Below are 25,828 nucleotides of genomic sequence, written 5' to 3' on the forward strand. Positions count from 1 at the left end.
GCGAAGGCGTTGGGAGGCGCTTGGTCGCTGCGTTCCGATGACCCTGAGATGGGCCTGCCCGATCGGAATTGCCAACCACACTTTTGTGAGAACCTGTGCTGAAACTAAATCTTGAAAGTCACGTAGCGGATTCATAGCGCGACGATAAATCATTGATTATCAACAGCTTAGCCGTTCCATATGCGTCATCCGGCCGATAACGCAAAACGTGACTGTGCACCCCATGGTGCCCACAGCGTTCACAAAACGATGATCAAAGAGGCAAAATAATTGGCCGGATCCTGCCGCTTGCAGTTTTTGGTGTTGGACGGAGACCCAAATCAGCAAGGTTCCGGTCGATTTCTGCTGCCGGTGCGACAGGTCCGGACTTCGACTCGGGCGACAGGCGTCACCGCCGGCAGCCCGAACCTTTGGTCAGTCCAGTGTCCGGCGGAATCGGGCCAGCGCCAGCGCCATGAACACCACCACGAAGATCAGCAGTGCCGCCAGCGGCGTGGCCACCCCCTGCAGGTCGGCGCCCTTGAGCATGACGGCGCGGATGATTCTGAGAAAATGCGTCAGCGGAAAGATTTCCCCCAGCGTCTGCGCCCAGGGCGGCATGCCGCGAAAGGGAAACATGAAACCTGACAACAGCAGTGACGGCAGGAAAAAGAAGAAGGTGAGCTGCATTGCCTGCATCTGGGTCCGCGCCAGGGTCGAGAAGGCATAGCCCAGCAACACCAGCGCCAGAACGAATATAAGGATGGAGACCAGAAGCAGCGTCAGCGAGCCGACAAACGGCACATCGAACAGGAATTTCGCCGCCGTCAGCACCACCACCACCTGAACCCCGCCCACCGCCAGATAGGGCAGCACCTTGCCAAGCATGATTTCGAGCGAGCTCGCCGGCATCGCCAGCAGGTTTTCCATGGTGCCGCGCTCGACCTCGCGGGTCAGCGCCATCGAGGTCATCATCACCATGGTCAGTTGCAGGATCACCCCGAGCAGGCCCGGCACGATATTGTACTGGGTGATGCCTTCGGGATTGTAGAGCCGGTGCACCACCACCTCGAGCGCCGCGGTCGATTGCTGCGCGGCCAGCGCTTCGGCCGATTGCTCGCGCAGCAGCGCCTGTGCCGCCACCGTGCCAAGCGTCGAGATTGCGCCCGAGGCCACCGAGGGGTCGGTGGCATCTGCCTCGATCAGGATTTGCGGATGGTCGCCGCGCTGTACCCGGCGGGCAAAGTCCGATGGCACCGTGACCACGAAGGACACCGCACCCGACTGGATCAGCCGCTCGGCCTCGGCCGCACTCGCCACCACATGGTTGAATCGGTAATAACCGGTGTTCTCCATCGCCGAGACCATGGCGCGGGTGTAGTGGTCCTGGCTGGTGGTCACCAGCGCTGCCGGCAGCCCCTTGGGATCATTGTTGATGGCAAAGCCGAACAGCACCAGCTGCATCAGCGGCACGCCCAGCATCATCGCGAAAGTGATGCGATCGCGCCGCATCTGGATGCTTTCCTTGGTGATGATCGCCATCAGCCGGCGGAAGGAAAACAGCGCGCTCATGCCATGTTGTCCGTCGATTGGCCCATGAACTGGATGAAGACATCCTCGAGGCTGGTGGTTCCCCGGCGAAATGTAGCCCCGGTCTGCTCTGCCACCCGCGCGACCGCCGGCTCCAGCAGCCCCGCATTCTGACCGACGACATGCAGGGTCAGGCCGAAGGGTGCGACCTGGTCGACACCCTCCACCCCCTGCAGCAGCCGCGCCGCTTCGGTGATCTGGCCGCCTTCGAGGATGAAGGTGGTCAGCGCCGCATCGCGGATCACCTCCGGCACCGTGCCGCTGGCCAGAAGCTTGCCATAGGAGATGTAGTGGATCCGGTGGCAGCGTTCCGCCTCGTCCATGTAATGGGTCGAGACCAGCACCGTCAGTCCGTGGCTGGCGCGCATGTGGATTTCGTCCCAGAACTCCCGCCGCGCCTTCGGATCAACCCCGGCAGTCGGTTCATCGAGCAGCAGCAGTTTCGGCTTGTGCATGATGCAGGCGGCCAGCGCGAGCCGCTGTTTCCAGCCGCCCGACAAGGTGCCCGCCAGTTGCTTTCGCCGCGACGACAGGCCGAGGTCTTCCAGCGTGTCGCGCACCACAGTTGACACCGGGTCGAGATCATAAAGCCGGGCGACGAAGGTCAGGTTCTCCTCGATCGACAGATCCTCGTAGAACGAGAATTTTTGCGTCATGTAGCCGACATTGAGCTTGATCAGCCGGCCCTCGGTGCGGATGTCATGTCCAAGCACCCGCCCCTCGCCCTCATCCGGCGTCAGCAAGCCGCACATCACCCGGATGGTGGTGGTCTTGCCCGATCCGTTGGGACCGAGAAATCCGGAAATCTCGCCCTCGGCCACCTGCATCGACACATGATCGACCACGGTCTTGTCGCCAAACCGCTTGACCAGCCCGGAAACCTCGATGGCGTTCATCGGCTTTCGCCTTCGAGCTCGACATCGACAATCTGCCCCGGCTCCAGCGCCCGGGCATCCGCCTCCGGCCGCGCCTCGACCAGGTAAACCAGCTTCTGCCTGTTCTCGAGCGAATAGATCACCGGCGGGGTGAATTCAGGATCGGCCGAGACATAGCTCACGGTCGCCCGCATACCCTCGCCGCAGCCGTCGCAATGCACCACGAGCAAGCTTCCGACATGGATGCTCGATAACGCGAATTCCGGCATATAGACCCGGAGCTTGCGGGCGCCATCGGGCAGCACCGACAAGACCGGCGCCTGCGGACCGGCCACCTCGCCGGCATTGCGGATGATGTCGGAGACGACGCCGGCCAGCGGCACCGACAACGTCCGCTTCGACAGCCGCCACTCGGCCGATTCCAGCACAGCCTCGGCCTGTTCGACCGCGGCCTGCGCCGCCTTGATCTCGTTGGAGCGCGCCGGCAGCCGCGCCACCGCCAGATTGGCTTCCAGTTCGGCGACCTTGGCCTGGGCCAGCTCGACCGCGGTGGAAGCAGAATCATAGGTCGCTTGCGTAGATATTCCCTGCCTGAGCAGGTCTGCCTGCCGTTGCCGCACGCGCTCGGCCTCGTCGGCCTGGGCCTGGGCCGACCTCAGCGAAGCCGCGATGCTGGCGATCTCTTCGGGCCGCCGGCCTTCCTGCAGATTGGCGAGCTGGCTCTCGGCCTGCGCCAGCCCGGCTTCGGCCTGGGCGACGGCGATCTCCGCATCGCGCCGCTCCAGACGCCCCAACGGCTGGCCGGCGGCAATCCGATCACCGCGCTTGACCGCCAGATCGACGATCTGGGCAATCTCGATCGGCGCCACCAGCACATATTCACCCTCGACATAGCCGACAGCCAGCGGCGCAGCGCCAGTGCAGGCGGCAAACAATCCGGCAAGCAGCGGAAGCGAACAGAGAAAGGACATCATCGGACTGGTTTCCTGTTGGTGGCGACAAAGGCGCGAATATTGCCGAGAATGACGGTCTTGATCGCCGCAAGCTCGTCCGGCCCGGGCTGTTGCCATTCCATCCGTCTGGCAACAATGGCGTGACCGATGCGGAAATAGACGACCTGGCCGGCAATGCTGAAGGTGCCAAGGCGGATCAGGTCGCTTTCGGGATCCTGACCGGTGGCCAGTCCCAGAAGCGTGCACAGGCTGCGATGCACCGGCAGAATGAAATCGGCATAGACCTTGTCGAACACGGGACCGGGAACGCCCATTTCACGCACCATGAAGCTGGCGATGTCGCGGGCCTCGACCTGCCCCAGCATGAAATCGGCCACGCCCATGATCACCCGTTCGAACGCCGCCTGCGCCGCCGCCGGATCGTCGCGCGCGTCGATCGACTGCAGAACCGGAAGCACGACCGCCTGGATCCGCCCGGCCACCATCTCGGCGCAGGCCAGCCGCAAGCCGTCCTTGCCACCGAAATGATAGGCGATGGAGGCAATATTGGCATTGGCCGCGGCAGCGATCTCGCGGGTCGAGGTGGCGTCGACCCCCTTGGTGCCGAACAGGCGCACGCCGGCCATCAGCAGCGCCATGCGGGTCTGGTCTCCGGCTTTTCCGGTCTGGGCTGAGAGTTTCGGCGGCACGGCAATCCTCGCGGGCAGATGTAACTGCCCCGATGATAACCGAGATCAGAAATTAATCAATCGATTGATTATATTTTTCACCTGCGCTGCCGATGCTGCCCCACTACCTTCAGATTAGCTTCCGCCCTGTTCAGCAGCATAAAGCCTGCGCAATTCGGTCTTTAGCACCTTGCCGTAATTGTTCTTGGGCAGCTCAGTGACAAACCGGTAGGCCTTGGGCCGCTTGAAGCGGGCAATGGAGGCAAGGCAATGCTGATCAAGCTCCGCAGCCTCCGGAGACGTCTCCGCATCCGTGACCACAAAGGCCAGGATGGTTTCGCCCCACTCGGCATCGGGCACCCCGATGACGCTGGCCTCGCGCACACCGGGATGGGTCAGCAAAGCTTCCTCCACCTCGCGCGGATAGATGTTGGTGCCGCCCGAGATGATCACGTCCTTCGAGCGGTCTTTCAGCGTCAAAAACCCGTCCGCATCCAGCGCGCCCATATCGCCGGTCCAGAGCCAGCCATCGCGCAAGGCCGCGGCACTGGCCTCCCGATCGCGCCAGTAGCCGGACATCACCGGTGCGCCGCGCACCACGATCTCTCCGGTTTTGCCCGTGGCCATCACGTTTCCCGCTTCATCGACAATCCGCACCTCGACACTGGATTGCGCCGTGCCGACCGAGGCCAGCCGTTCGCGCCAGCGCGGATGCGCCCGATCAGCCACCGAGGCCCGGTCCAGTGCAGTGATCGTCATCGGGCTCTCGCCCTGGCCATAGATCTGGCAGAAGCGCGGCCCGAGCACCTCGACCGCCTCGACAATATCGGCGAGATACATCGGCCCGCCGCCATAAACGATGGTGCGGATCCCCTCCCCGGCCTCGCCCCGCTCACGGGCAGCGGCAACCAGCCTTTTGACCATGGTGGGCGCTGCAAAGATGTGGATGTCGCCGAGACTGCGGGCCAGCGCAAAGATTTCATCCGGTTCGAACCCGCCCGTGACCGGCACGACATGGCGCGCGGCCTTGAGCACATGCTGCAGGCAATAGAGCCCGGCGCCATGGCTCAGTGGCGCCGCATACAAGGCCGCATCGGTGGAATGCACAGCGTCGACATCGGCAAGATAGGAAAACACCATCGCCTGCATGTTGGCATGGCTGATCATCACGCCCTTGGGCCGCCCGGTGGTACCGGAGGTGTAAAACAGCCAGGCCATGTCCGCCCCGTCGCGCGCCATGGGGGCTACAAGCGGCTGGCTCCGCCGCAAGGCCTCAAACTCCGCGCCAGCCAGATCAATCAGCGCCGGCACCGGTTGCTCCAGCGCCCCGGTCAGTTCCGCCCCCAGCGGTGCTGAGCAAAACACCACCGACGCGCCTGAATTGGCGATGATATAGGCGGCCTCTTTGGCATGAAGCTTGGCGTTGATCGGCACAATTGCCGCGCCGGCAAACCAGGCGCCGAACATCGCTTCCAGATAGGCCGGCGAATTCTTGGCAAAGATCGCCACCCGGTCACCGGGCCTGACGCCGTGATGGTCGCGCAGGCCCGCACCGATGGCCGCGGCACTCCGGGCAAAACCCTGATAATCCGACAGCTGCCGTTCACCTGAAAACAGCGCCGGATGGCCGGGATATTTTTGCCCGCTGCGCGCCAGCCATTCCGCGACATTCATGATTCTCTCCCCAAAGCCTCAGGCCGCAAACCATCGCGCCGGCACTGGCAAATGGCAATGCACCAGGCTGCAGGGACCAGGACTCAGTCGTGGATTTTCCGCTTCATCAGCCAGTAATACAGCCGCGGCGACAGCCTATTGATCAGCCAGCCAAGGCGCGCCACCCGTCCTACCGGGATAAAGCGCTTGCCGCGCCGCCAGCCGTCAAGAATGATCCGGGCGGCCTGCTGCGGGCCCATTTCGTCAAATCCGTCACTCGCTGCCCCCGGCCTGCCGATGCCGTCCGTCTCCGCATCAAGCCGCCCCGGATTGGTGGCGACGAAGGAAGGAGCCGCGATCACCACTTTGACCCCATGCTGTTCTTCTTCCGATGCGAGTGAGGAGAAAAAGCCGTTGAGCGCATGCTTGCTCGCCGCATAGGCGGTGCGTTTGTAGAGCGGCGCAAAACCCGCCACCGAGGAGATCGCCAGATGCGTCCCCCGGGCGGTCCGCACGGCCTGCAGCAGACCCGACGCCATCCGCACCGAGCCGAAATAATTGATCTCCATCACCCGCCGCTGCGAGGCCAGCGTTGTTTCCGAAAACAACCCGATCTGGGTGACCCCGGCATTGTGGATCACCAGATCGATCGCCTTGTGGCGCTGCGTCAGCTCGGCGCAGACCATGGCGACAGCAGCCTCATCGGTCAGATCGCACGCCATCCGCTGCATTTGCTGCCCGCCGGCAGGCAAGGCCTCGAGTGCTGCCGGCAGATCAACCAGCACCACCTGCCAGCCTTCCGCCACCAACTGAGCGGCAAAGGCCTGCCCCAGCCCTCCCGCGCCGCCGGTGATCACCGCCACCGGGCTCACAATCCCGCCGCCTTCTTCCACAGATCAAAGGTCTCGGCGCTGGTCAGCTCCGGCTGGTATCCGAACACGGTCTTCAGCGCCGTGTTGTCGAGCACCGGGCGATACTGCAAGAACCGCACCTGTTCCGGGCCATAGCGCGACACGCCCAGCGGCTTGGCCACGGCAAGCGCTGATTTAAGCAGCCAGGCCGGCAGCGCCATCACCGGTTTTCCGAGTGCCGCAGCAAGCTCCTCCACCGACATCGCACCATCGCCGCAGACATTGAAGATGCCGGCCGGCCCGTCCGTGGCGGCCCGCGACAGGATCCGCGCCAGATCCCGGGTCCAGATGAACACGAAGGGGCTGTCCGCGCCGCGAACCGCGATCAGCTTGGGACGGTGAAACAGTTCGGTGATCTGGTTTTCCAGTCCGGCGCCGAGCACGGTGCCGACACGCAGCACCACCTGCTCGACATCCGGATGGGTCTCCCGCGCCTGTGCCAGCATCTCCTCGACCTGCCGCTTGTGGTCGGAATAGGCAAATTCCGGGTTTCCGCGCAGCGCGTCGGTCTCACGCAGCGGCACCGGATTGTCGGCATGGTAGCCATAGGCCGCCCCGGACGATGTCACCACCAGCCGCCGGACCCCGTGAATGATTGCCGCCTCAAGCACATTGCGGGTGCCCTGGACATCGACATCATGGGCGAATGCCCGCGTCATGCCGCGCGTCGGCGAGACGATCGAGGCCAGATGGATGATCACCTCCGGCTCAAACGCTTCCACCAGGCGGGCCGCATCGTCGCCGCGCACGTCAAGCGTTTCAAAGGCCATGCCCTCGGGCAGCGCTTGCGGCCGCCGCACATCGGTCGCCAGCGTTTCGCAGCCCGATGCCGCGAGCTCTTCAAGCAGCACCTGCCCGACAGCACCCGCAGCCCCTGTCACCAGAACCCGGCTCATCGTTTTGCCTCGCTGCGTGACCAGAGGCTGGCCAGCGCCAGTCCGGATATCGCATGCCAGATGCCCCAGAAGGCTGCCGCCACCGCCATGCCGCCAAGCCCGCCGAAAAAGGCGAAGATCAGCACCAGGCCAAGGCCGGAATTCTGAATACCGGTCTCGATGGTGATGGCGCGGCGGTCATAGTCCGACAGCCGCATCAGCGTGGCCGTCAGATAACCGCCCGACAGCGCCAGCCCATTGTGCAGCACGACCAGCCCGGCAACGGCGGCCACATAGGCCAGGAAAAAGCTCCAGTTGGCGGCCAGCGCCAGCACGATGAAGCCGATGAAGATCGCCATCGACAGTCCTTGCATCGGCTTGCGGATGCGCGCCGCCAGCCCAGGCTTTCGCACATTGAGCAGGATCCCGAGGATCAGCGGCAGCACCAGCATGAAGAACACGGTGATTGCGATCGACACCGGATCTAGCGTCGTCTCCCGCAGCAGCGCCCGCGTCGGCTCATAGAGATTGCCCCAGAACGCCACATTGAGCGGCGTGAGCAGGATCGCCGACAGCGTCGCAACTCCGGTCATCGAGACCGAAAGCGCCGAATTGCCGCCGGCGCGATGGGTGATGAAATTGGAAATATTGCCGCCCGGACAGGCCGCCACCAGGATCAGCCCCAGCGCAATCGACGGCTGCGGAGTGGTGACCAATAACATCAGATAGGTCAGCGCCGGCAGCACCAGGAACTGCGACACCATCCCGGTCAACAGCGCTTTCGGCGCCCGCAGCAGGGCGCGGAAGTCCGACGGCCGCAGATCCAGCGCGATCGAGAACATCACGATCGCCAGGATCGCATTGAGCAGGGTCAGGCTTTCCGGGCTGAAATTCAGCCGCACGGCATCGATATCGGTCATTTGCCATTCCCCTTGAGAGCCGCGATCCAGCTGGTCACGGCGGTGCGGTAGGTCGCCTTGTCGACATAATAGGCCATGCGCGGCAGGTCGATATAATGCATCCCGCCGGTCGCCCGGGTGAAGCCGGCGGCCTTTTCCTCCTTCAGCGCCTTGGCGGCCATTACGCCCTTTTTCAGCCCTGCTATGTAGCGCGCCACCATCTCGGCCTGCTCATGCCGCCCCTGCCAGCCCAGCCCCGAGGCCTCGACCATGCCCAGCACGAAGAGATCGTCGCGCTCGGGATGAAGACAATTGAGAAACAGATGCGGCGCAGCGCCCTGCCAATTCAAAAGCGCCTGGTCGATGAACGGATAATGCAGATGATAGCCGGTGGCCGCCAGGATCAGATCGTAATCGGCTTGGCTGCCATCCTTGAAATGCACCGTATGGCCGTCAAAGCGATCGATGTCGGGCTTCACCGTGATGTCGCCATGACCGGCATGAAACAGGATCAGCGAATTGACCACCGGGTGGGATTCGTAAAGCGCGTAATCCGGCTTCGGAAATCCGTATTTCGCCGGATCGCCGGTGAACCATTTCAAAATCATGCCGTCGACGCGGCGCTTGAGCCACATCGGCAGCTTGATCGCCCCGCCCATCGTGTCGGCAGGCCGGCCGAAGACATATTTGGGCACGAAGTAATAGCCGCGCCGCATCGAGATATCGCAGCTCTTGCCGTGATGGATCGCATCGACGGCAATGTCGCAGCCCGAATTGCCCGCCCCGATGATCAGCACCCGCTTGCCCTTGAAGATTTCGGGATCGCGATAGGCGCTGGAATGAATCAGCTCTCCGGCGAAATCTCCCTTGAACTCCGGCATGTTCGGCTCGGACAGGGTGCCATTGGCAATCAGCAGCCCGGCAAATTCGCCCGCATGCTCCTGGCCCTCTGCATCGCGCCAGACCAGGCGCCAGCCCTCGCCGGTCTTGCCCAGCGGGGTGGCGGAAACCACCTCCGTGCCAAACAGGAAATGATTCCTTATTCCATAGTGATCGGCAAATTTCTGAAAGTAGGACTTCAGCTCGCGGTGCGAGGGATATTCCGCCACCCGGTCTTCCATGGGAAAATCCGCGAACTCGGTCATCTTCTTCGACGAAATCAGGTGCGCGGTCTCGTACATGGTCGATTTCGGACCGTCGATATCCCACAGCCCGCCAACATCGGAATGCAGCTCAAAACCTTGAAAGGCAATGCCCTGCTCGATCAGCGTCTTGGCCATGGCCAGCCCCATCGGCCCGGAGCCGATCAGCGCATAGCGCGAGCGTCCGTTCTGGCTTGCGGCCTCATCTGTGCCTGCCGGTGTCAGTTGCGTGCCCAACTGTCCCCCTCCCTTGGTTCAGTCGATTTTCTCTCGCGCCTACAATTGAACGATCGTTCATAATAAGGCAAGATGATTTATGAGCGAAATTTCAGATCCCCCCGATCGGCCCCGCCGTCGCGCCATCTCGCAGCGGGCGCTGGCCACCAGCCTGCGCATTCTCGATGCGGCCGAAATCCTGTTTGCCGAGCGCGGCTATGACGGCGCCTCGGTGCGCGACATCGCCGCCAGCGCCGGCGCGCAGCTGGCCTCGATCAGCTTTCACCATGGCGGCAAGGAAGCTTTGTTCGAGCGCGTTGTCGAGCGTCGGGCATCGGAACTCTCCCAATTGCGGCTCGATGCCCTGGCTGCGCGCAAGGCCAGCGGTGAGCCGCTGACGCTCGACGCCGTGCTGTCGGCCTTTCTGCGCCCCTATCTCGAAAAGGCCGGCGCCGGCGATCCGCAATGGCTGGCCTATGCAAGGCTGGTGGCCATCGTCTCGGCGGATGCCCGCTGGCATGCGATCTCGGAACGCTGCTTCGACCCCACTGCAGGGGTGTTCATCCGCGAAATCGCAAAACTGTTTCCCGATGCCGATCCGGCCGCCATCGCCGTCGCCTTCGTCTTTTCGGTTTCAGCCATGCTGTCGCTGTCGACCTCGACCTGGCGCATCGAGGCGCTGTCGGCGCCGTCGGGTCAGCAGGCTGCAGAGCATCGTCTTGCCGATGATCTGGTCCGCTTCTGCGAAGCCGGCATGCGCGCCGCGATCAACGGCTGATCCCGGACACTGCGGCTTATGGCAGAGCCGGCACCGCTCCGGTCGTGTCCCTGGCCGCCTCGGCCAGCAGCCATTCGCAAAATACCCTGACCTTGGCCCGCCGCATGTGGCTGTGCGGGCAGACAAGCCAGTAGCCGATATCGCTCTGCACGGCGAGATTGAACGGCCTGACCAGCCGACCCGCCTTCAGATCCTCGACCACCGCGGAATGGCTGACCAGGGCCACGCCATCGCCGTTGATCGCAGCTTCGATCGCCATGCTTTCAACCGTGAACCGTGGCCCCCGCTTGACATCGATGTCTTCAAGCCCGGCCGCCTTGGCCCACATCCGCCAATCGGGTGATTGCAGCGTCAGCGCTCCCCATTCGACATGCAGCAGCCGGTGGTTCCGCAGATCCTCGAGCGAAACCAGCGGCTTTGCACCCTTGATCAGCTTCGGGCTGCACACCGGGCTGACTTCTTCGCCAAAGATCCGGGAGACGTGAAGCCCGGGATAATCTCCCATTCCCAAGCGAATGCTGACATCGATGCCGTCACGCTGGAAGTCGCGGGTCTCCAGCGAGGCGTCGAGCCGCACATCGATATCGGGATAGCGGTTGGAAAAATCCGTGAGCTGATGAACCAGCCATTTGATTGCGAAGGTCGGCGCACTGCTCACCGTCAGCAGGCCGGTCTCCTCCTCGAGAGCCAGCCGTTCCACCGCCTCGGCAAGCCTGTCAAAACCTTCGGTCACCAGGGGAAGCACGGTCCGGGCTTCCTCGGTCAGCTGGACCGCTCTGGTCATCCGGTGAAACAGCGGAATGCCGAGATAGGCTTCCAGCTGCTTGATTTGCTGGCTGATGGCGGCCGGGGTGACAAACAGCTCCTCGGCAGCCTTAGTAAAACTCAACCATCTGGCCGATGCCTCAAAGGCCTGCAGTGACTTGAGCGGAGGCAGGCGGCGCATCAGGATTCCCAATCAGACATGAATAAGTTTTTCTAACTCATCGAGATAGAAATCACCGTTTGTCCCGGCTGTCAAATGCAAGCTAGGTGAGACCATAGACGCGATGTCACATCCAACCCTGGAGACACCCCATGAACGCCCAGCTTCCAAACCAGTCGCTCGCACTTTCCCTGATGTTTTCCCGGGCAGCCTACCGGGCCGTGGTCGGCATCGAAAACCTGGCGCGCTTTGGCGCCCAGCTGCTCCGCTCGGCCAGCTAACCCGCCCGGCCCGGCTCCGGCGGGCAATCCCGCGCGCTTGCATCAATTGCGAAGAATGGATTCCGGCCTGGGGCAAGCATATGCCCCTCGCCGGAAACTGCGTTTTACGGGACTATAGGTTCGCCGCGAACCACGTGCAGACCATCCGCGCTACTCGCCGGTCTGGTCCTCGGCGTCATGCTGCTTGCGGATCGAGCGCACCACCATCCAGGTAAATCCGATGGCAACCGGCACGAACAGCGCCGAGGCCAGGCCGGACTTGATCGGCAGTCCGAACCCGTCCAGCGGCTTGGCCAGATAGCCGAACAGGCCGACAATGTAATAGGAAATGGCGGCGACCGAGAGCCCTTCCACGGTCTGCTGCATGCGCAACTGCAGCTTGACCCGGCGGTTCATCGAACTCAACAGCGCGCTGTTCTGCTGCGCCAAGGCGACATCGATCCAGCTGCGCAACAGCGTGGTGGCGCGGGACAGCTTGCGCGACAGGTTGGCTTGACGCTCCTCGATCGACTGGCAAGTGCGCATCGCCGGTGCCAGCCGCTTTTCCAGGAATGCCCCGATGGTCTCGAATCCCGGCTGCTGGATTTCATCCAGAGCGGCGATCCGCTCGCGCACGATGTTGTAATAGGCGCGGCTCGCTCCGAACCGGTAGAGACTGAGCGCAGCGCTTGCCTCCAGTTCGGCGGCAAGCCCGGTGATGTCGGAGAGCAATGAGTCGGCATTGTCGCGGGCGCCGGTCTTCATCGCCTGGGTGATCTTTGTCAGGCTGTCCTCGATCCGCCGCATCTCCGGCGACAGCGACCGGGCCAGCGACAATCCCATCGTCGCCAGCGTCCGGTAGGTCTCGATGTCCAGAAGCCGCTGTACCACCGCGCCGCGGCCGGCATCGGTCATGCCCTTGTCGATCACCAGAATGCGGGTCAGCCCGTCGCCGTCCTGGCGGAAATCCGTGGCGATCATCGCCTGTCCGCCCTTGACCTCGCTCAGGCACAGGCTGGTCGGATCAAACCTGTCCATCGCGGCTTGCGTCTCGGCCGAATCCGCCCGCACCTCGAGCCGGATCCCGGAAATCATGCTGCCCGGTGCTGCGAACTGGTCGCCGAATGGATGGGTGTCGATACTGTCGCCAAACCGGTCGGGCGCCGGCGCATCCCAGAAATAGGTGGAAAATTCCGTATGCCGCTCCCAGCGCAGCGTGCCCTGCCCCCAGCCCATGGAAAAATGCGCCGTATCACGGCCGGGCACGGCCACACCGCGGGCGCGCGCCAGTTCTGCCAGCACCGCATGATCGACCACCGCGCCGCCTTCGGTCAGGAATGCCAGCTGAAAGATCACCCGCGACTTGCCCACCAGCGCGAATGGCCGCGCATGAATCTCGCCCAGCGCCTCGGCCCGGCCTGCCGCCATCGGAAATGAAAATCGGCCCATGATGTCGTCCCCCGTCCAAGCGGCCCGCCCGGGCACCCGTCAATTCCGCCGGCATGCAGCGACCGCAAACCCGCCCGCAGGCGTGCACGGTAACGGCCAAACAACGCCAAGTCCCGCATTATCGCCCGAATGGGATCAGATGCCGCACCGGCGGCTTTTCATCGGAAGGTAACCTGCACCCGGAATCTGCCTGAATTCACGACGCCTTGCGAACTTGAGCGTCATTGTCCTGCCCGGCGGCCCGCGCCAACACCTCTTCCGCCCATTGATTGAGACTCTTGCCGGCAAGATCGGCAGCGATGGCCGCTGCGCGGTGTGTTTCGGGATCTACCCGGAACATGACCTTCCCGGAATAGGGCTTTTGCGGATCCTTGCCGATCCTCGCGCATGCGTCGATATAGTCGTCCACGGCATCGTGAAAGGCTGCCTTGAGTTCGGCCACCGTGTCGCCGTGAAAGCCGACGACATCCTGAATTCCGGTAATCCGGCCGAAGAACAGCTCATCATCGCCATCATACTCGATGCGGGCATGATAGCCCCTGTGGGTCATCGTGTTCATCGCTTCACTCCAATCATCTCCAGAAAGGCGCGTGCGTCCCGCACCTGATACCGCTTGGCTTCCTTTTCCGGATGCGGCCGGTGAAACGAGGCGACGACCCCGTCCTTTTCAAACCGAACCCGCGAACCTCGCCCCTCAACGATCCTTGCACCGGCAGCCACCAGCACTGCTTCGATATCGGTCCAGGCGATGGTGCCGGAAACCGGGTTTTTAAAAATTGCAGCAAGGGTCTTTCTTTGCTTGCTATTCATGCAAGCAATATGAGCACACCGCGCACAAATTGCAAGCAATTAATGCTAGCAAGCCTGTCCTGGACCCGAGTGAGGCACTACCTTCGACAAGATCCGGTGCGATCACCGCAGACCGAACCGCCCCAGTTTCTCGTTCAGTGTGCGCCGCGGAATGCCCAGCTTTTCGGCGGCGAGCTTGCAACTGCCATTGCAGTCCGCCATCGCCGTCCGGATTTCGGAGATCTCGTAGGCGGCGAGCCGTTCGGGCAGTGTCTCGCCGGTAATGGCTGCGGCCGCCGGTTTGCGGGCATCCTCCAGCCCCAGTGCAAAGCGTTCGGCATGGGCCTTGAGTTCACGCACATTTCCCGGCCAGTCATGCGCCAGCAGTTGCGCCACCACGGCCGGGGTGATCGTCCGTTCATCGCGCCCGTGGCGGCGGGCGGCAATGCCGGAAAAATGGGCAAACAACAGCGCCACATCCTCCTGCCGCTCGCGCAGCGGCGGAATGCGGATTTCGCCGCCGGCCAGCCGGTAATAGAGATCCTTGCGCAGCCCGCCCGCCGCGATGTCGCCGCTCAGATCGCTCTTGGCGGCGGTGACCACCCTGACATCGATGCCGCGCGAGCGGTTGTCGCCGAGCCGCTCGACCGAGCGTTCCTGCAACAGCCGCAACAGCTTGGCCTGAAATCCGAGCGGCATCGATTCGATCTCGTCGAGAAACACCGTGCCGCCCTCGGCATGCTCGAACTTGCCCTTGCGCTCGGCCAGGGCGCCGGTGAACGCCCCCTTGGCGTGGCCAAAGACCTCGCTCTCGAACAGGCTTTCGGGAATGGCCGCGCAGTTGATCGCCACGAATGGCGCCCCCCGCCGCGGGCTGCCCTCGTGCAGCGCGCGCGCCACCAACTCCTTGCCGACGCCGGTCTCGCCGATCACCAGCACATCGATGTCGATGCCGGCAAATGTCGTCACCCGGTCGCGCAGATGCCGCACCGCCGGGCTGTCGCCCAAAATGCCGTGGCTGCCGTCGGCCCCCGACGCCACCAGATCCTGCAACCGGGAGATTTCCCGCTTCATCCGCCGCTTTTCCACCGCCCGGTCAAGCACCGTGACCAGATAGTCGGCGTCCCAGGGCTTTTCGACAAAATCCTCCGCCCCGGCCCGCATCGCGCCGACCGCCAGTTGAATGTCGCCATGCCCGGTCATCATCACCACCGGAAGCCCTGGCCTCAGCGCCAGGATGTCCGGCAGCAGGGTCATGCCATCGAGCCCCGGCATGCGGATATCGCTGATGACGACATCCGGGTCGCTCTGACTGATGCGCTCCAGCGCCGCGCGGGGATCCGACACCGACGTGACCATGAAACCGGATACTTCCAGCCAGTCGCAGGCAGCCGTCAGCAGGTCGGCATCGTCATCGATGATCAGCACATGGCCGCGCGCGCTCATCAGGCTATGGGTCCCGTATCGGTGTCGCTGTCGCCGGCGACGGGAAGTGTGATGCAGGCAATGGTGCCGCCGCCGGGCCCGGCGGAAAACACGATGTCGCCGCCAAATTCCTGCATGATCGCAATCGAGATCGACAGGCCGAGACCAAGCCCCTCGCCGGTCAGCTTGGTGGTGAAGAAAGGCTCCTTGATCCGCGACAGATGATCCGGCGCAATGCCGCCGCCATTGTCCTGCACCCGCACCGATACCATGCCATCGGCCTGTCCTCGGCTGACCTTGACCAGACCGTCCGAGCGGCCATCGACGGCGTCGAGTGCATTGATCACCAGATTGATCAGCACCTGCTCGAATTTCACCGCCACCGCCAGCACCTTCGGGGCTTCGCCCGTCGCCTTGAACACCGGCGCGATGCCGGCTGTTGCAGCCCGCGGCTGGGTCACGTCGAGCGCATTGCGGATCGCTTCGTCGACATTGACCTTTTCCAGCACCGCGCCGTCCTTGCGGCCAAAACTCTTCAAGTGCTTGATCGTGCGCTGCATCCGCCGGACCAGGCCACGCGCCGCCGTCATCCGGTCTCCGGCCTGTGGCGCATCCTCCTTCTGCGCCAGCGCCTGGGCGCTCGCCAGTGTCGTTTCCAGCGCCGCCAGTGGCTGGCTGACCTCGTGCACGATGGCGCTCGACATCCGGCCCAGTGCGGCCATCTTGGCCGAATGGATCAAACCTTCCTGAGCGGCGCGCAATTCGGTCTCGGCGCGGCGGCGGTTTTCGTTCTCCCGCGCCAGCTCAAACGTCCGCTCGGCGACCATCCGCTCCAGCGTCTCGGTCTGGCGGGCCTTCAGCCGGGCGAAATTGCGCCGCTGTTCCAGCGCCCGGACAATGCCCGTGGCCAGCAGGCCGAGCACACCCGCAACCAGCACCCAGAAACCCGCGGCACTGCGCGCCGGTGCAGCCGTAGCCGCCGACAGGATCAGCCAGCCATCGGGCTCGATCGAGCGGAACCGGGTGATCAGCCGCTCGTCCAGCCCGGCCCCCAGTCCGGCCTCCCCGCCCTCTCCGCTGGCCAGGCCCTCGGCGTTCAGGATCGGGGTTTTTTCATCAATGCCGATGCCGTCATAGGTGCGTTCGGCGTCAAGCCGGGCCAGTGTGGCCGCATCGAGAACCGTGAGCGGCCGGTAGCGCCAGTCCGGATTGCCCGACAGGAACACCACGCCATAGCGGTCGGCAATCGCGGTCAGCGCATCGGCATCGCGCCAGGCCTGTTCCAACGGTTCGAGATCCACCTTTGCGACAACCACGCCGCGGCCGCCCGGTACATCCAGCCGCGAGGACAGGAAATAGCCGGGCCGTCCGGTGGTCACGCCGATGGCGTAATAACGTCCCTCGCCATCGGCGATGGCATCGGCGAAATAGGGCCGGAAGCCGTAATTGTTGCCGACAAAACTGCCCTCTTCGCGGTAATTGCTGGCCGAAAGCGTCAGCCCCGAGGCGTCGATCACATAGATCTCGGCCACGCCGGAATGGTTGGCGACGCGTTCCAGATAGGCATTGGCCGAGGCAATGCTGGCTTCATCCGCCGGGTTTTCGATCAGCGCCAGGATCCGCGCATCCTCGCCGACCACCCGCGGCAGGGTGCGAAACCGCTCGATCTCGCTTTCCACCGCCCGCCGTGTGACGATCAGGCTTTGCTCCAGCCCGGCCTCGATCTCCACCGCCGCCAACCGGTAGGCGACCATCCAGGCAGCAGCCGCTGCGGCAATCGCCGCAACAATCATGATGGCTGTCAGGAGAGGGCTTGGCCGCACCATGGGAAAATCCGGGATCGTCGACATTCTTGCGTCACCGATCCTAGTGGTTTCGCCATGATCGGCAACAGCACCGCTGCTCATGGCGCGCAAGGCGAGATGCGGACAGGCGCCGCCGCTTCGGCTCCGAGTCTCTCGCAGCCGCCTGCATGGCAAAGCTGCCAGGCCGACACCGTGGCGCCTGATGATGCCAGAACCAGTTCCGGCACCACCGGCAATGTGGGCGTCCAGACCCACCAGCCGTCTTCAAGCGTCGCGCCTTCGCCCGGGTCCATGCCGGCGCCCGAGCCCTTGACCCGCGCCTCGGTCAGTTCCAGCCCCTCAGCCGTGACCTGCCAGCTCTCCCGCCACTCGGTCTTTTCCACCGAATGGGTCCAGGACAGGCTGAACACAGCCGTCGCGATGGTCATCGCCTTGCCGCCTGCCAGGATGCAAAGCGAAAGCCCCATTCAGGCAGCCTCCATGCCCGCGCGCATCTGCCGGTAGGCCAGGAATGCGAAGACCGCCGCCAGCGCAAAGCCGATCTCGTCGGTCAGCGGCAGGGAGGCGACCAGAGTGAACGCCGCCGCCATGCCCAGCGCCCGGAGCGGCCAGCCAAGCGGTCCGCCGAGGAATCCGATCACCGCAGCGCCCCACAGCCCGATTGCCAGCGTCGTCTTGGCGACAATGTAGATCACCGCCGGCACATAGCCGATTTCGGACGCCAGCGCGCCGCCATCCTGCAGCATCAGCGCCGGCGTGTAGACCGCCATGAACGGGATCACGAACCCGGCGGCGGCCACCTTGATCGCCTCCATCGAGATTTTGAGCCCGTTCTCCTTGGCAATCGGCGCGGCTGCGAAACAGGCCAGCGCCACCGGCGGCGTAAGATCGGCCAGAATGCCGAAATAGAACACGAACATGTGGCTGACGATCAACGGCACGCCAAGTTCCAGAAGCGCCGGACCGGCAATCGACGAGGTGATGATGTAGTTGGGGATCGTCGGAATTCCCATGCCGAGCACGATGCAGGTGATCATCGTCAGAACCAGCGACAAGAACAGGCTTTCCTGACCGACCGAGACAATGAACTGGCCAAAGGTATTGGCAGCCCCGGTCAGCGTCATGGTGCCGATGATGATGCCGACCACGGCGCAGGCGACACCGACCGGCAGCGCCGTCTTGGCACCTTCGGCCAGCGCATCCCGGCAGATCACCAGCGTCTCCCGCCCGCCCTTGGACAGCGCGTTCCAGGCAATCAGCGCCAGCACCGCCGCCAGGATCACCATGATGCCGAATTGCAGAAAGGCCGCGGCGACAACGCCAAGCCCGATCCAGAACATCAGCCGGATTACGCCGGCAGGCAGGCCCAGCGCGATTGATCCGCCGAGAATGAGCAGCACCGTCAGCGCCAGTCCCACAGTTCCGGCAAACAGCGGCGTGTAGCCCGAAAACAGCAGATAGATCAGCATCAGCAACGGCAGCACCAGGAACCACTGCTGTTTCAGCGCCTTCATCGGTGATGGCAGCTGGTCTTTTGGCAGGCCGACCAGATTGTGCTTGCCGGCCTCCAGATGCACCATCCAGAAGGCGGAGGCGAAATAGAGCACCGCCGGAATGATCGCCGCCTGGACGACCTCGTAATATTCGACGCCGAGCGTTTCGGCCATGATGAAGGCCACCGCCCCCATCACTGGCGGCATCAGCTGTCCGCCCATCGAGGCGGTCGATTCCACCCCGCCGGCGAAGGCGGACCGGTAGCCGAACTTCTTCATCAGCGGGATGGTGAACTGTCCGGTGGTCACCACATTGGCAACGCCGGAACCGGAAATCGTGCCCATCAGGCCGGACGAGATCACCGACACCTTGGCCGCGCCGCCGCGCTTGTGGCCGACCAGGCCCAGCGACACGTCGGTAAACAGCTGGATCATGCCTGCTTTTTCAAGGAAGGCGCCAAACAGGATGAACAGGAAGATGAAGCTCGACGAGACAAAGATCGGGATGCCGTAGATGCCCTCGGTGCCATAGGCCATATGGTCGATGACCTGGGCGAAATCATAGCCGCGGTGATCGAACGGCGCCGGCAGATATTCGCCGAACAGGCAATAGGCCAGAAACGCGCCGGAAATGATCGGCAGCGCCGGGCCCATGATCACCCAGGCCGCGGCAAACACGGTTGCCAGCGCAATCACGCCCATGACGATATCGCGCTCGAGCGGATCGCCGGCACGCATCAGCAGTTCGGTATATTCATACCATTGGTAAAAGGCGACGAGGACACCCAGCCCGCCCACGATCCAAGCGACACCCTTCATCGCCGGACCGGCATTGCGCACCAGCGCGATCAGCGGAAATGTCAGCAGCATCAGGAAGCCGACGTGAAACGCGCGGACGATCTGGCTGGCGAAATCGACAATATGGGCGGCCGTGGCGATCTGGAAGACCGAGAAGACAAGCGCGATCCAGAACAGGAAGCGGCCTTCGCGCGTGGCCGGAAAGCTTTCCGCCAGGGGATCATGCAGACCGAGGTCCGGCTGCTCCTCCGGAGCCTGATGTGGCGTCTGATCATGCAGCATGCGTTGTCCTCCCCAAACACGCGGAATTTTGTGGCGGAACCGCTTTCGAGGTCCCGCCACAGTCAAGTGATGATGCTAGTCCGGATTTGTGCCCGGTCTTACATCATGCCCTTTTCCTTGTAGTAGCGTTCTGCGCCCGGATGCAGCGGCACCGGCATGCCCTTGAGGGCATTTTCCAGCTTGATCTGGGCTGCGGCCTTGTGGGCGGCTTCCAGGTCGGGAAGGTTTTCGAACAGCTGCTTGGTCATCTCATAGGCGAGATCGTCACTGACATCGGAATGGGTGACGAGGAAATTGACCACTGCGACGGTCTGAACATCGGCGTCCTGACCGGTATAGGTGCCGGCCGGAATGGTCGCCGAGATGTAAGGCGCGCCGAGCGCATCGACCACGTCGGAAGGCACGGCCACCATCTGGATGTCCACCGAGGTCGACAGATCCTTGATCGACGACACGCCGAGACCGGCCGACTGCAAGGTCGCGTCCAGCTGACGGTTCTTGATCAGCTCGACCGATTCCGCAAATGGCAGATATTCGGTCTTGGACAGATCGTCATAGGACATGCCGGCCGCTTCGAAGATCTTGCGCGCGTTGAGCTCGGTGCCGGACTTTGCCGCACCCACCGACAGGCTCTTGCCCTTCAGGTCGGCGAAATTGGCAATGCCGGATTCCTTCGACGCCACGATCTGGATGTAGTTCGGGTAGACGGCTGAAATGCCGCGCAGCTTGTCGAGCGGGGCCTTGAAACCGGCATCCGCATCGCCCTCCCAGGCGAGCTTGACGGAATCGCCGAGCGCCAGGGCCAGTTCACCCTTGCCCTGCTGCAGCAGGTTGAGGTTTTCCACCGACGCCTTGGTCGACTGCACCTGGGTGCGCACGCCTTCGATCTTTTCGGCATAGATCTTCGACAGGCCGACACCGAGCGGGTAATAGACGCCCGAAGTGCCGCCGGTGAGGATGTTGACGAACTGGTCGGCCTTGGCCGGCGCCAGCGTAAGGCCCATGGCAGTGGCTGCCATCAGGGTAACAAGACTTCTGCGATTGAAACTGATCATCGGGTTCTCCTCCATTATTCCGATACATGCAAAGCGCGTTTCTCCATTGCGCCTCGCCACGGCCTTTGGCTAGCAATGCGCGTGCCAGATCCTGCTCTACAGGATTTTCAGGGCTTTGGCCAAATTCGAAACCACAATCCGGCAATATCTTGCCAGATAGGCGCCGCGTCCTGGCAAGATATTGCCAGAGTGAGCTGTTTAGGCAGGAAATGTCCGGCTGCCGGGATGGCCGTCTCATGCTCTGCGGAAAGCGACGCGATAGGCCGAGGGGGTGAGGTTGCGGGCCTTTTTGAACCGCCGCGCGAAATCGGCGGCATCGGAAAAGCCGCAATCGGTGGCGATCCGGCCGATGCCCGCATCCGTCTGCACCAGCATCTGGCAGGCGCGCCCGAGCCGCAATTGCTGCACATAGGCGCTGATCGACATCCGGGCGCTGCGCTTGAACACGCGCTGGAGCTGGCTCTCGGTCAGATGCACCAGTTCGCAGAGCGGCGCCAGCCGCAGCGGCTGATCATAATGGACATGCAGATGATCAAGCACACGCTGCAGCCGCACCCGGTCACGCGGCAAATCGCTGACCGCCACTTCACCGCTGGCCAAGGCGGTGCAGTCAGACGCCATGCTCAGGTCGAACAGGATTGATTGCAGGGCGAGCACTTGTGGCAGACCGTCGACCTCGGTCAGCTGCAACAGCCGCGCCCGCAACAGCCTTGTCGTGACGGGCGCAAAATGCAGGCCGCGCCTGGCCTGCAACAACAGACCAGCCACCGGCGCAAGCTCCGGCACCGCACCGATCAAGCCGCTGATCCAGTCCTGCGTGAACCAGCACACCACCGCCCGATGCGGCGAGGTCGCCTCGATCAGCGACTGCGACTGGAAGGCATGCGGCACATTGGGCGCGATCAGCACCAGGTCACCGTCGTCATAATGGCCGAAATGATCGCCGACAAAGCGCATGCCGCGGCTGTTGACGGTCAGCGTCAGCTCGAATTCCGGATGGTAGTGCCAGTTGAACGGAAACTCGTCCAGCCGCCGGTCAAACACCAGAAGCGAGCGATCCGGCGGGATTGTCACCGTCTCGAAAAAGGGAGCCTGTATGACCATTACGTCGCTTGTCCGAATTGCTATGCGGGAATCATACAAAAAGCCGCGGTGATTGGGAATGGCTTGCGATGCGCCGCTCTGCCATTCAGGGTGGGAACGGGAGGCGCTTTCATGCAGAGCATCAAGGCAGATGTGATCATCATCGGCACCGGCGTCGGCGGCAGCGCCGTGGCGCATCAACTGGCTGGTTCCGGCGCCAGGATCCTGATGCTCGAGCGCGGTGACTTCTTGGCCAACGAACCCCAAAACAGCGATGCCGAGTCGGTGTTTGCGCAGGCCCGCTACAAGACCACCGATCTCTGGCAGGACCCGGCGGGCAGAACCTACCGGCCCGGCCAATACTATTATGTCGGCGGTCATACCAAATTCTACGGCACCGCCATGTTCCGGTTTCGCGAAAGCGATTTCAACGAGACAGAGATGGACCATGCCGCTTCGCCTGCCTGGCCCGTCAGCTATGCCGATCTTGAACCCTATTACGCCGCCGCCGAAAATCTCTATGGCGTGCGCGGAGACCAAGGCACCGACCCGACAGAGCCGCCGCGCTCCGCGCCATTCCCACACCCCGCCATCCCGCATGAGCCGGTGATCAAAACCCTGTCCGGCCGCTTGCGCGATCTCGGGCTGACGCCATTCCCGATGCCCGCGGCGGTGGATTATGGCGAAGGCGGCAACTGCCGGCGCTGCGGCACCTGCGACGCCTTCGCCTGCCGCTTTGATGCCAAGGGCGATGCCGATGTCAGGATCATGCGGCCGCTGCTTGACCATCCCGACATAAGGCTGGAACGCAATGCAAAGGTCACAAGGCTGATCGCCGACAGAGACGGTCGCCGCATCGTCGCCGCCGAAATCCTGCGCGACGGCGAGACCCTGCGCGCCGAAGCACCGCTGTTCGTGCTGTCTGCCGGGGCGATCAATTCGGCGCTGATCCTGCTGCGCTCGGCCTGCGAGCCGATGCCCGATGGCCTCGCCAACAGCTCCGGTGTTGTCGGGCGCTATTTGATGAACCACCATCTGACCGGGCTGATGGGCGTCAACCCGCTCGCCGTCAACGACACAAAATTTCCCAAGACGCTGTCGGTCAATGATTTCTATCACGGCCTGCCGGGCGATCCCGACGCCCGCGGTAACATGCAGATGCTGGGCAATATCCAGGGCGCGATGATCCGCGCCACCTATCCGGCGATGCCGCGCCTTGCCGCCAACTGGCTGGCGCGGCACTCGGTCGATGTGCTGGCGATGTCGGAAGACCTGCCCGATGCCTGCAGCCGGGTGCGGATGCTTGCGGGCGACCGCGTCGAGGTCGACTATCGTCCCGGCGGGACTGCTGCGCATGACCGTTTCGTCACCCATCTCAGGCGCGTTTTACGCCGTGCCGGATTTCCGCTGGTGCTGCGCCACGGCTTCGGCATCGAGGCGCCGTCGCACCAGTGCGGCACCGTGCGGATGGGCGATGACCCCGCAAGCTCGGCGCTCGATTCGCTTTGCCGGGCGCATGACCACCCCAATCTCCATGTCGTGGATGCAGGGTTCTTCCCCTCTTCCGCAGCCCTCAACCCTGCCCTGACCATCGCCGCCCAGGCGCTGCGGGTCGGGGCACATCTGCGCGACACCCACGCCGCCTGACCGCCACGCCAGAACAAGGACCGGACCCGATGAACTTTCTGCTTCCGCTTACCGGCTGCTTTGCCCAGCCCGTCGCCGAAAACCCCACCGTTGTCATGATCGAAGCCGCCTACCGGCATCACGGTCTCGACTGGCGCTATATCAATTGCGAGGTCGCGCCCGAGGATCTGGGCGATGCGGTGCGCGGCGCGCGCGCCATGGGCTGGCGCGGCTTCAACTGCTCGCTGCCACACAAGGTCGCTGTCATCGACCATCTCGACGCACTCGGCCAGTCGGCCGCAATCATCGGCGCGGTCAACACCATCGTCCGCGATGGCGACCGGATGATCGGCGAGAACACCGACGGACGCGGCTTCGTCGTGGCGCTGAAGGAGGTCGTCGATCCGAAGGGCAAATCCGTGGTGCTGCTGGGCGCAGGCGGCGCGGCCCGAGCGGTGGCCGTCGAGATGGCGTTGGCTGGAGCTGCCCGGATCACCATCGTCAACCGCAGCGCCGAACGCGGCCAGGCCGTCGTCGACCTTTTGAACGACAGCAGCCCGGCAAAGGCCAGCTATGCTTCGTGGCAGCAGACCTTTGCCGTGCCCGCCGACACCGACATCGTCATCAATGCCACCTCCATCGGGCTTTATCCGGATGTCGAGGCAATGCCCGATATCGACACCGGCAGCCTGACGCCCGGCATGGTCGTCGCCGACGGCATTCCCAATCCGCCCCGGACCCGCTTTCTGCAAGCAGCACAAGCCCGCGGCTGCCGTACCGTCGACGGGCTCGGCATGCTGGTGCAGCAGGGCGTCATCGGCATCAAATACTGGACCGGCGTGGATGCCGATCCGCAGGTCATGCGCAAGGCGCTGCTCGACCTCGGCTTGTAGCGCGGTCTGGGCCATTGTATCCATTCCGATCGACAGGATTTCGGGAGACAGAGCATGGACCGGTTCACGGGCGGATGTCTTTGCGGCAATGTCCGCTTTGTGGCACAAGGCGCGCCCTACCGGGTCGGCCTGTGCCACTGTCTCGACTGCCGCAAGCATCACGGCGCGCTGTTTCACGCCTCTGCCATCTTCCCGCAAGCTTCGGTCACGACAAAGGGCGAGACCAGCGCCTATTCCGGCCGGCATTTCTGCCCGAAATGCGGCTCCTCCGTGTTCGGCCACAGCGGAGACGAAATCGAGATCAATCTCGGTGCGCTCGATGCACCGGACCAGTTCAAGCCGACCTACGAGCTCTGGACCTGCCGCCGCGAATCCTGGCTGCCGCCATTTGCGCAGACGAGACTCTACGACCTCGACCGTGACACCACCGGGCGCTCGGAAGACTAGGCGGCAGGACTCATAACCGAATCCGGGTTTTCTGCCGCCGGCAAATTCGCGATCATGCTCACGTCTTCCCTGATGGCCTGACGGTCCGGCCTGCGTCTGACCCGGCCTCGGCTATGTCAGACGGTGCAGGGTCTGCGTCTCCCGGAGCAGCGAGATGCAGCTTCAGGCGATCGAGCGCCCCATCCCATTTCTCCCCGACCTGGGCCAGGAATGCATTCGCCTGTACCAGCTTCCGCTTCTCGAGACTGTAGAGTGTTTCGCGTCCGGATTTCTCCGACGAGACCAGCTGCGCATCGGCAAGCGTTTTCAAGTGCTTGCTGACGGCCTGCCTTGAGATGTCCATGCCTTCGCACAACACCGAAACAGACAGGGCGCCATCACCATACAGTCTCTCGACAATGGCGATCCGCCGCGGATCTCCAAGCGCGGAAAAGGTCATGGCGAGATCGGTCGCCTGCCCCTGCTGCGACAAAAGACTACTCGACATGGGTTTTGATGTTGTTCATCTGGATCGCCCAGCCTCCCGTATTGTCCCGGAACAGCTGCACACGTCGGGATTCCGGCAGCCGGTCGAAACCGCTTTCGCGAACCGTCAGCCGCGTGCCACCGGTAATATTTTGCAGCGTGAACTCCACCAGCGTCACCTTGTTTTCAAGCTCCGGGTCATCAGGATCGACTGTTTCATCGTATGGCCAGAAAAAACTGAACCTTGTCGGTGCATCGAGGGTCTCGACCCGCGCCCAGAACCGATGCCCTTCAAAACCCGGATAGGTCACTTCGCCGGTCGTGATTTTTCCGGGCAAAAATGGGCCATGCAGCTTGAGTCGGAACCAGGTTCCGAACTCCGTATGATCGGTAAGGGCTTTCCAGACCCTTTCTTTCGGTGCGTCTAGGTCCACCGTCCGTTCGATGCTGTTTGACATGCGCAACTCCTTGGTTGCCTTTTTATGCCATAACCG

At 63.3% G+C, this 25,828-nt stretch carries 26 protein-coding genes; 5 read left to right on the forward strand and 21 right to left on the reverse strand.

What is annotated here, in order from left to right; all coding sequences use genetic code 11:
- Positions 1–414: 414 nt before the first annotated feature.
- The 9 genes from OEG82_RS16735 to OEG82_RS16775 form a co-directional block, all read right to left on the reverse strand.
- Entirely contained in the window at positions 415–1,551 is a 1,137-nt protein-coding gene (locus OEG82_RS16735; RefSeq protein ID WP_267613532.1) for an ABC transporter permease, read from the reverse strand.
- Entirely contained in the window at positions 1,548–2,465 is a 918-nt protein-coding gene (locus tag OEG82_RS16740; RefSeq protein ID WP_267613533.1) for an ABC transporter ATP-binding protein, read from the reverse strand. Before OEG82_RS16740 ends, OEG82_RS16735 begins: the two co-directional genes overlap by 4 nt.
- Complete coding sequence (locus OEG82_RS16745; RefSeq protein ID WP_267614980.1) at positions 2,462–3,415, reverse strand: HlyD family secretion protein; 954 nt, start codon at positions 3,413–3,415, stop codon at positions 2,462–2,464. Before OEG82_RS16745 ends, OEG82_RS16740 begins: the two co-directional genes overlap by 4 nt.
- Positions 3,415–4,086: a CerR family C-terminal domain-containing protein gene (locus tag OEG82_RS16750; protein ID WP_267613534.1), complete on the reverse strand. Its 672-nt coding sequence runs from the start codon at positions 4,084–4,086 to the stop codon at positions 3,415–3,417. Before OEG82_RS16750 ends, OEG82_RS16745 begins: the two co-directional genes overlap by 1 nt.
- A 114-nt stretch (positions 4,087–4,200) precedes the next feature.
- Entirely contained in the window at positions 4,201–5,739 is a 1,539-nt protein-coding gene (locus tag OEG82_RS16755; protein WP_267613535.1) for a class I adenylate-forming enzyme family protein, read from the reverse strand.
- An 83-nt stretch (positions 5,740–5,822) separates the two neighbouring features.
- Positions 5,823–6,581 carry an SDR family NAD(P)-dependent oxidoreductase gene (locus OEG82_RS16760; RefSeq protein WP_267613536.1) on the reverse strand — a complete coding sequence of 253 codons (759 nt, stop codon included), beginning with the start codon at positions 6,579–6,581 and terminating at the stop codon, positions 5,823–5,825.
- Between the two features lie 5 nt (positions 6,582–6,586).
- Positions 6,587–7,525: an SDR family oxidoreductase gene (locus OEG82_RS16765; RefSeq protein ID WP_267613537.1), complete on the reverse strand. Its 939-nt coding sequence runs from the start codon at positions 7,523–7,525 to the stop codon at positions 6,587–6,589.
- Positions 7,522–8,424 (reverse strand): bile acid:sodium symporter family protein, encoded by a 903-nt coding sequence (locus OEG82_RS16770; RefSeq protein WP_267613538.1) that lies wholly within the window; start codon positions 8,422–8,424, stop codon positions 7,522–7,524. The genes OEG82_RS16765 and OEG82_RS16770 overlap by 4 nt, the downstream gene beginning before the upstream one ends.
- Positions 8,421–9,782, reverse strand: coding sequence for a flavin-containing monooxygenase (locus OEG82_RS16775; RefSeq protein ID WP_267613539.1), 1,362 nt, complete (start codon positions 9,780–9,782; stop codon positions 8,421–8,423). The genes OEG82_RS16770 and OEG82_RS16775 overlap by 4 nt, the downstream gene beginning before the upstream one ends.
- Before the next feature lie 79 nt (positions 9,783–9,861).
- On the opposite strand from OEG82_RS16775, the gene OEG82_RS16780 reads away from it, so the two are divergent.
- The gene (locus OEG82_RS16780) at positions 9,862–10,539 is read left to right on the forward strand and encodes a TetR/AcrR family transcriptional regulator (protein ID WP_267613540.1); all 678 of its coding nucleotides are present in this window, start codon (positions 9,862–9,864) and stop codon (positions 10,537–10,539) included.
- 16 nt (positions 10,540–10,555) lie between these two features.
- Here the strand turns inward: OEG82_RS16780 and OEG82_RS16785 are convergent, their stop codons facing one another.
- Positions 10,556–11,485: a transcriptional regulator GcvA gene (locus tag OEG82_RS16785; RefSeq protein ID WP_267613541.1), complete on the reverse strand. Its 930-nt coding sequence runs from the start codon at positions 11,483–11,485 to the stop codon at positions 10,556–10,558.
- 131 nt (positions 11,486–11,616) lie between these two features.
- Between OEG82_RS16785 and OEG82_RS16790 the strand changes: the two genes are divergently transcribed.
- The gene (locus OEG82_RS16790; RefSeq protein WP_267613542.1) at positions 11,617–11,745 is read left to right on the forward strand and encodes a hypothetical protein; all 129 of its coding nucleotides are present in this window, start codon (positions 11,617–11,619) and stop codon (positions 11,743–11,745) included.
- Between the two features lie 150 nt (positions 11,746–11,895).
- On the opposite strand, the gene OEG82_RS16795 is transcribed toward OEG82_RS16790, so the two are convergent.
- From OEG82_RS16795 to OEG82_RS16835, 9 genes are all read right to left on the reverse strand, one after another.
- The gene (locus tag OEG82_RS16795; protein WP_267613543.1) at positions 11,896–13,173 is read right to left on the reverse strand and encodes a DUF3422 family protein; all 1,278 of its coding nucleotides are present in this window, start codon (positions 13,171–13,173) and stop codon (positions 11,896–11,898) included.
- Between the two features lie 196 nt (positions 13,174–13,369).
- Positions 13,370–13,732 (reverse strand): type II toxin-antitoxin system HicB family antitoxin, encoded by a 363-nt coding sequence (locus OEG82_RS16800; RefSeq protein ID WP_267613544.1) that lies wholly within the window; start codon positions 13,730–13,732, stop codon positions 13,370–13,372.
- On the reverse strand, positions 13,729–13,983 hold the full coding sequence (locus tag OEG82_RS16805; RefSeq protein WP_267613545.1) for a type II toxin-antitoxin system HicA family toxin: 255 nt from the start codon (positions 13,981–13,983) through the stop codon (positions 13,729–13,731). The genes OEG82_RS16800 and OEG82_RS16805 overlap by 4 nt, the downstream gene beginning before the upstream one ends.
- 102 nt (positions 13,984–14,085) lie before the next feature.
- Positions 14,086–15,408, reverse strand: coding sequence for a sigma-54-dependent transcriptional regulator (locus OEG82_RS16810; RefSeq protein ID WP_267613546.1), 1,323 nt, complete (start codon positions 15,406–15,408; stop codon positions 14,086–14,088).
- On the reverse strand, positions 15,408–17,237 hold the full coding sequence (locus tag OEG82_RS16815; protein ID WP_267613547.1) for an ATP-binding protein: 1,830 nt from the start codon (positions 17,235–17,237) through the stop codon (positions 15,408–15,410). Before OEG82_RS16815 ends, OEG82_RS16810 begins: the two co-directional genes overlap by 1 nt.
- A gap of 53 nt (positions 17,238–17,290) precedes the next feature.
- Positions 17,291–17,659, reverse strand: coding sequence for a DUF1850 domain-containing protein (locus OEG82_RS16820; protein ID WP_267613548.1), 369 nt, complete (start codon positions 17,657–17,659; stop codon positions 17,291–17,293).
- Positions 17,660–19,765 (reverse strand): TRAP transporter permease, encoded by a 2,106-nt coding sequence (locus OEG82_RS16825; protein WP_267613549.1) that lies wholly within the window; start codon positions 19,763–19,765, stop codon positions 17,660–17,662. It lies immediately after the preceding gene.
- A gap of 98 nt (positions 19,766–19,863) precedes the next feature.
- The gene (locus tag OEG82_RS16830) at positions 19,864–20,820 is read right to left on the reverse strand and encodes a TAXI family TRAP transporter solute-binding subunit (RefSeq protein WP_267613550.1); all 957 of its coding nucleotides are present in this window, start codon (positions 20,818–20,820) and stop codon (positions 19,864–19,866) included.
- 234 nt (positions 20,821–21,054) lie between these two features.
- Positions 21,055–21,924, reverse strand: coding sequence for an AraC family transcriptional regulator (locus OEG82_RS16835; protein WP_267613551.1), 870 nt, complete (start codon positions 21,922–21,924; stop codon positions 21,055–21,057).
- 111 nt (positions 21,925–22,035) lie between these two features.
- Here OEG82_RS16835 and OEG82_RS16840 point away from each other — a divergent pair, with 111 nt between their 5' ends.
- From OEG82_RS16840 to OEG82_RS16850, 3 genes are read left to right on the forward strand one after another with little or no spacing between them, the layout of a single operon-like run.
- Positions 22,036–23,550, forward strand: a complete 1,515-nt coding sequence (locus OEG82_RS16840; RefSeq protein WP_267613552.1) for a GMC oxidoreductase — start codon at positions 22,036–22,038, stop codon at positions 23,548–23,550.
- A gap of 29 nt (positions 23,551–23,579) precedes the next feature.
- Positions 23,580–24,422 (forward strand): shikimate dehydrogenase, encoded by an 843-nt coding sequence (aroE, locus tag OEG82_RS16845; protein ID WP_267613553.1) that lies wholly within the window; start codon positions 23,580–23,582, stop codon positions 24,420–24,422.
- 54 nt (positions 24,423–24,476) lie between these two features.
- The gene (locus tag OEG82_RS16850) at positions 24,477–24,869 is read left to right on the forward strand and encodes a GFA family protein (RefSeq protein WP_267613554.1); all 393 of its coding nucleotides are present in this window, start codon (positions 24,477–24,479) and stop codon (positions 24,867–24,869) included.
- Between the two features lie 58 nt (positions 24,870–24,927).
- Here OEG82_RS16850 and OEG82_RS16855 read toward each other — a convergent pair whose 3' ends face one another.
- On the reverse strand, positions 24,928–25,356 hold the full coding sequence (locus OEG82_RS16855) for an ArsR/SmtB family transcription factor (RefSeq protein WP_267613555.1): 429 nt from the start codon (positions 25,354–25,356) through the stop codon (positions 24,928–24,930).
- Positions 25,346–25,792, reverse strand: coding sequence for an SRPBCC family protein (locus OEG82_RS16860; protein ID WP_267613556.1), 447 nt, complete (start codon positions 25,790–25,792; stop codon positions 25,346–25,348). Before OEG82_RS16860 ends, OEG82_RS16855 begins: the two co-directional genes overlap by 11 nt.
- Positions 25,793–25,828 lie beyond the last annotated feature (36 nt).

Origin of the sequence: Hoeflea ulvae, assembly GCF_026619435.1 — a bacterium.
In the GTDB taxonomy this organism is placed as follows: Bacteria; Pseudomonadota; Alphaproteobacteria; order Rhizobiales; family Rhizobiaceae; genus Hoeflea; species Hoeflea ulvae.

Excerpts from the sequence above, each read along its gene's own strand:
- OEG82_RS16755 (WP_267613535.1), bottom strand. The coding sequence starts at position 5,739 with ATGAATGTCGCGGAATGGCTGGCGCGCAGCGGGCAAAAATATCCCGGC.
- OEG82_RS16840 (WP_267613552.1), top strand. The coding sequence starts at position 22,036 with ATGCAGAGCATCAAGGCAGATGTGATCATCATCGGCACCGGCGTCGGC.
- OEG82_RS16765 (WP_267613537.1), bottom strand. The coding sequence starts at position 7,525 with ATGAGCCGGGTTCTGGTGACAGGGGCTGCGGGTGCTGTCGGGCAGGTG.
- OEG82_RS16790 (WP_267613542.1), top strand. The coding sequence starts at position 11,617 with ATGAACGCCCAGCTTCCAAACCAGTCGCTCGCACTTTCCCTGATGTTT.
- OEG82_RS16815 (WP_267613547.1), bottom strand. The coding sequence starts at position 17,237 with ATGTCGACGATCCCGGATTTTCCCATGGTGCGGCCAAGCCCTCTCCTG.
- aroE (WP_267613553.1), top strand. The coding sequence starts at position 23,580 with ATGAACTTTCTGCTTCCGCTTACCGGCTGCTTTGCCCAGCCCGTCGCC.
- OEG82_RS16735 (WP_267613532.1), bottom strand. The coding sequence starts at position 1,551 with ATGAGCGCGCTGTTTTCCTTCCGCCGGCTGATGGCGATCATCACCAAG.
- OEG82_RS16860 (WP_267613556.1), bottom strand. The coding sequence starts at position 25,792 with ATGTCAAACAGCATCGAACGGACGGTGGACCTAGACGCACCGAAAGAA.
- OEG82_RS16825 (WP_267613549.1), bottom strand. The coding sequence starts at position 19,765 with ATGCTGCATGATCAGACGCCACATCAGGCTCCGGAGGAGCAGCCGGAC.
- OEG82_RS16850 (WP_267613554.1), top strand. The coding sequence starts at position 24,477 with ATGGACCGGTTCACGGGCGGATGTCTTTGCGGCAATGTCCGCTTTGTG.
- OEG82_RS16795 (WP_267613543.1), bottom strand. The coding sequence starts at position 13,173 with ATGGGCCGATTTTCATTTCCGATGGCGGCAGGCCGGGCCGAGGCGCTG.
- OEG82_RS16855 (WP_267613555.1), bottom strand. The coding sequence starts at position 25,356 with ATGTCGAGTAGTCTTTTGTCGCAGCAGGGGCAGGCGACCGATCTCGCC.
- OEG82_RS16800 (WP_267613544.1), bottom strand. The coding sequence starts at position 13,732 with ATGAACACGATGACCCACAGGGGCTATCATGCCCGCATCGAGTATGAT.
- OEG82_RS16805 (WP_267613545.1), bottom strand. The coding sequence starts at position 13,983 with ATGAATAGCAAGCAAAGAAAGACCCTTGCTGCAATTTTTAAAAACCCG.
- OEG82_RS16740 (WP_267613533.1), bottom strand. The coding sequence starts at position 2,465 with ATGAACGCCATCGAGGTTTCCGGGCTGGTCAAGCGGTTTGGCGACAAG.
- OEG82_RS16810 (WP_267613546.1), bottom strand. The coding sequence starts at position 15,408 with ATGAGCGCGCGCGGCCATGTGCTGATCATCGATGACGATGCCGACCTG.
- OEG82_RS16835 (WP_267613551.1), bottom strand. The coding sequence starts at position 21,924 with ATGGTCATACAGGCTCCCTTTTTCGAGACGGTGACAATCCCGCCGGAT.
- OEG82_RS16820 (WP_267613548.1), bottom strand. The coding sequence starts at position 17,659 with ATGGGGCTTTCGCTTTGCATCCTGGCAGGCGGCAAGGCGATGACCATC.
- OEG82_RS16745 (WP_267614980.1), bottom strand. The coding sequence starts at position 3,415 with ATGTCCTTTCTCTGTTCGCTTCCGCTGCTTGCCGGATTGTTTGCCGCC.
- OEG82_RS16780 (WP_267613540.1), top strand. The coding sequence starts at position 9,862 with ATGAGCGAAATTTCAGATCCCCCCGATCGGCCCCGCCGTCGCGCCATC.
- OEG82_RS16830 (WP_267613550.1), bottom strand. The coding sequence starts at position 20,820 with ATGATCAGTTTCAATCGCAGAAGTCTTGTTACCCTGATGGCAGCCACT.
- OEG82_RS16770 (WP_267613538.1), bottom strand. The coding sequence starts at position 8,424 with ATGACCGATATCGATGCCGTGCGGCTGAATTTCAGCCCGGAAAGCCTG.
- OEG82_RS16785 (WP_267613541.1), bottom strand. The coding sequence starts at position 11,485 with ATGCGCCGCCTGCCTCCGCTCAAGTCACTGCAGGCCTTTGAGGCATCG.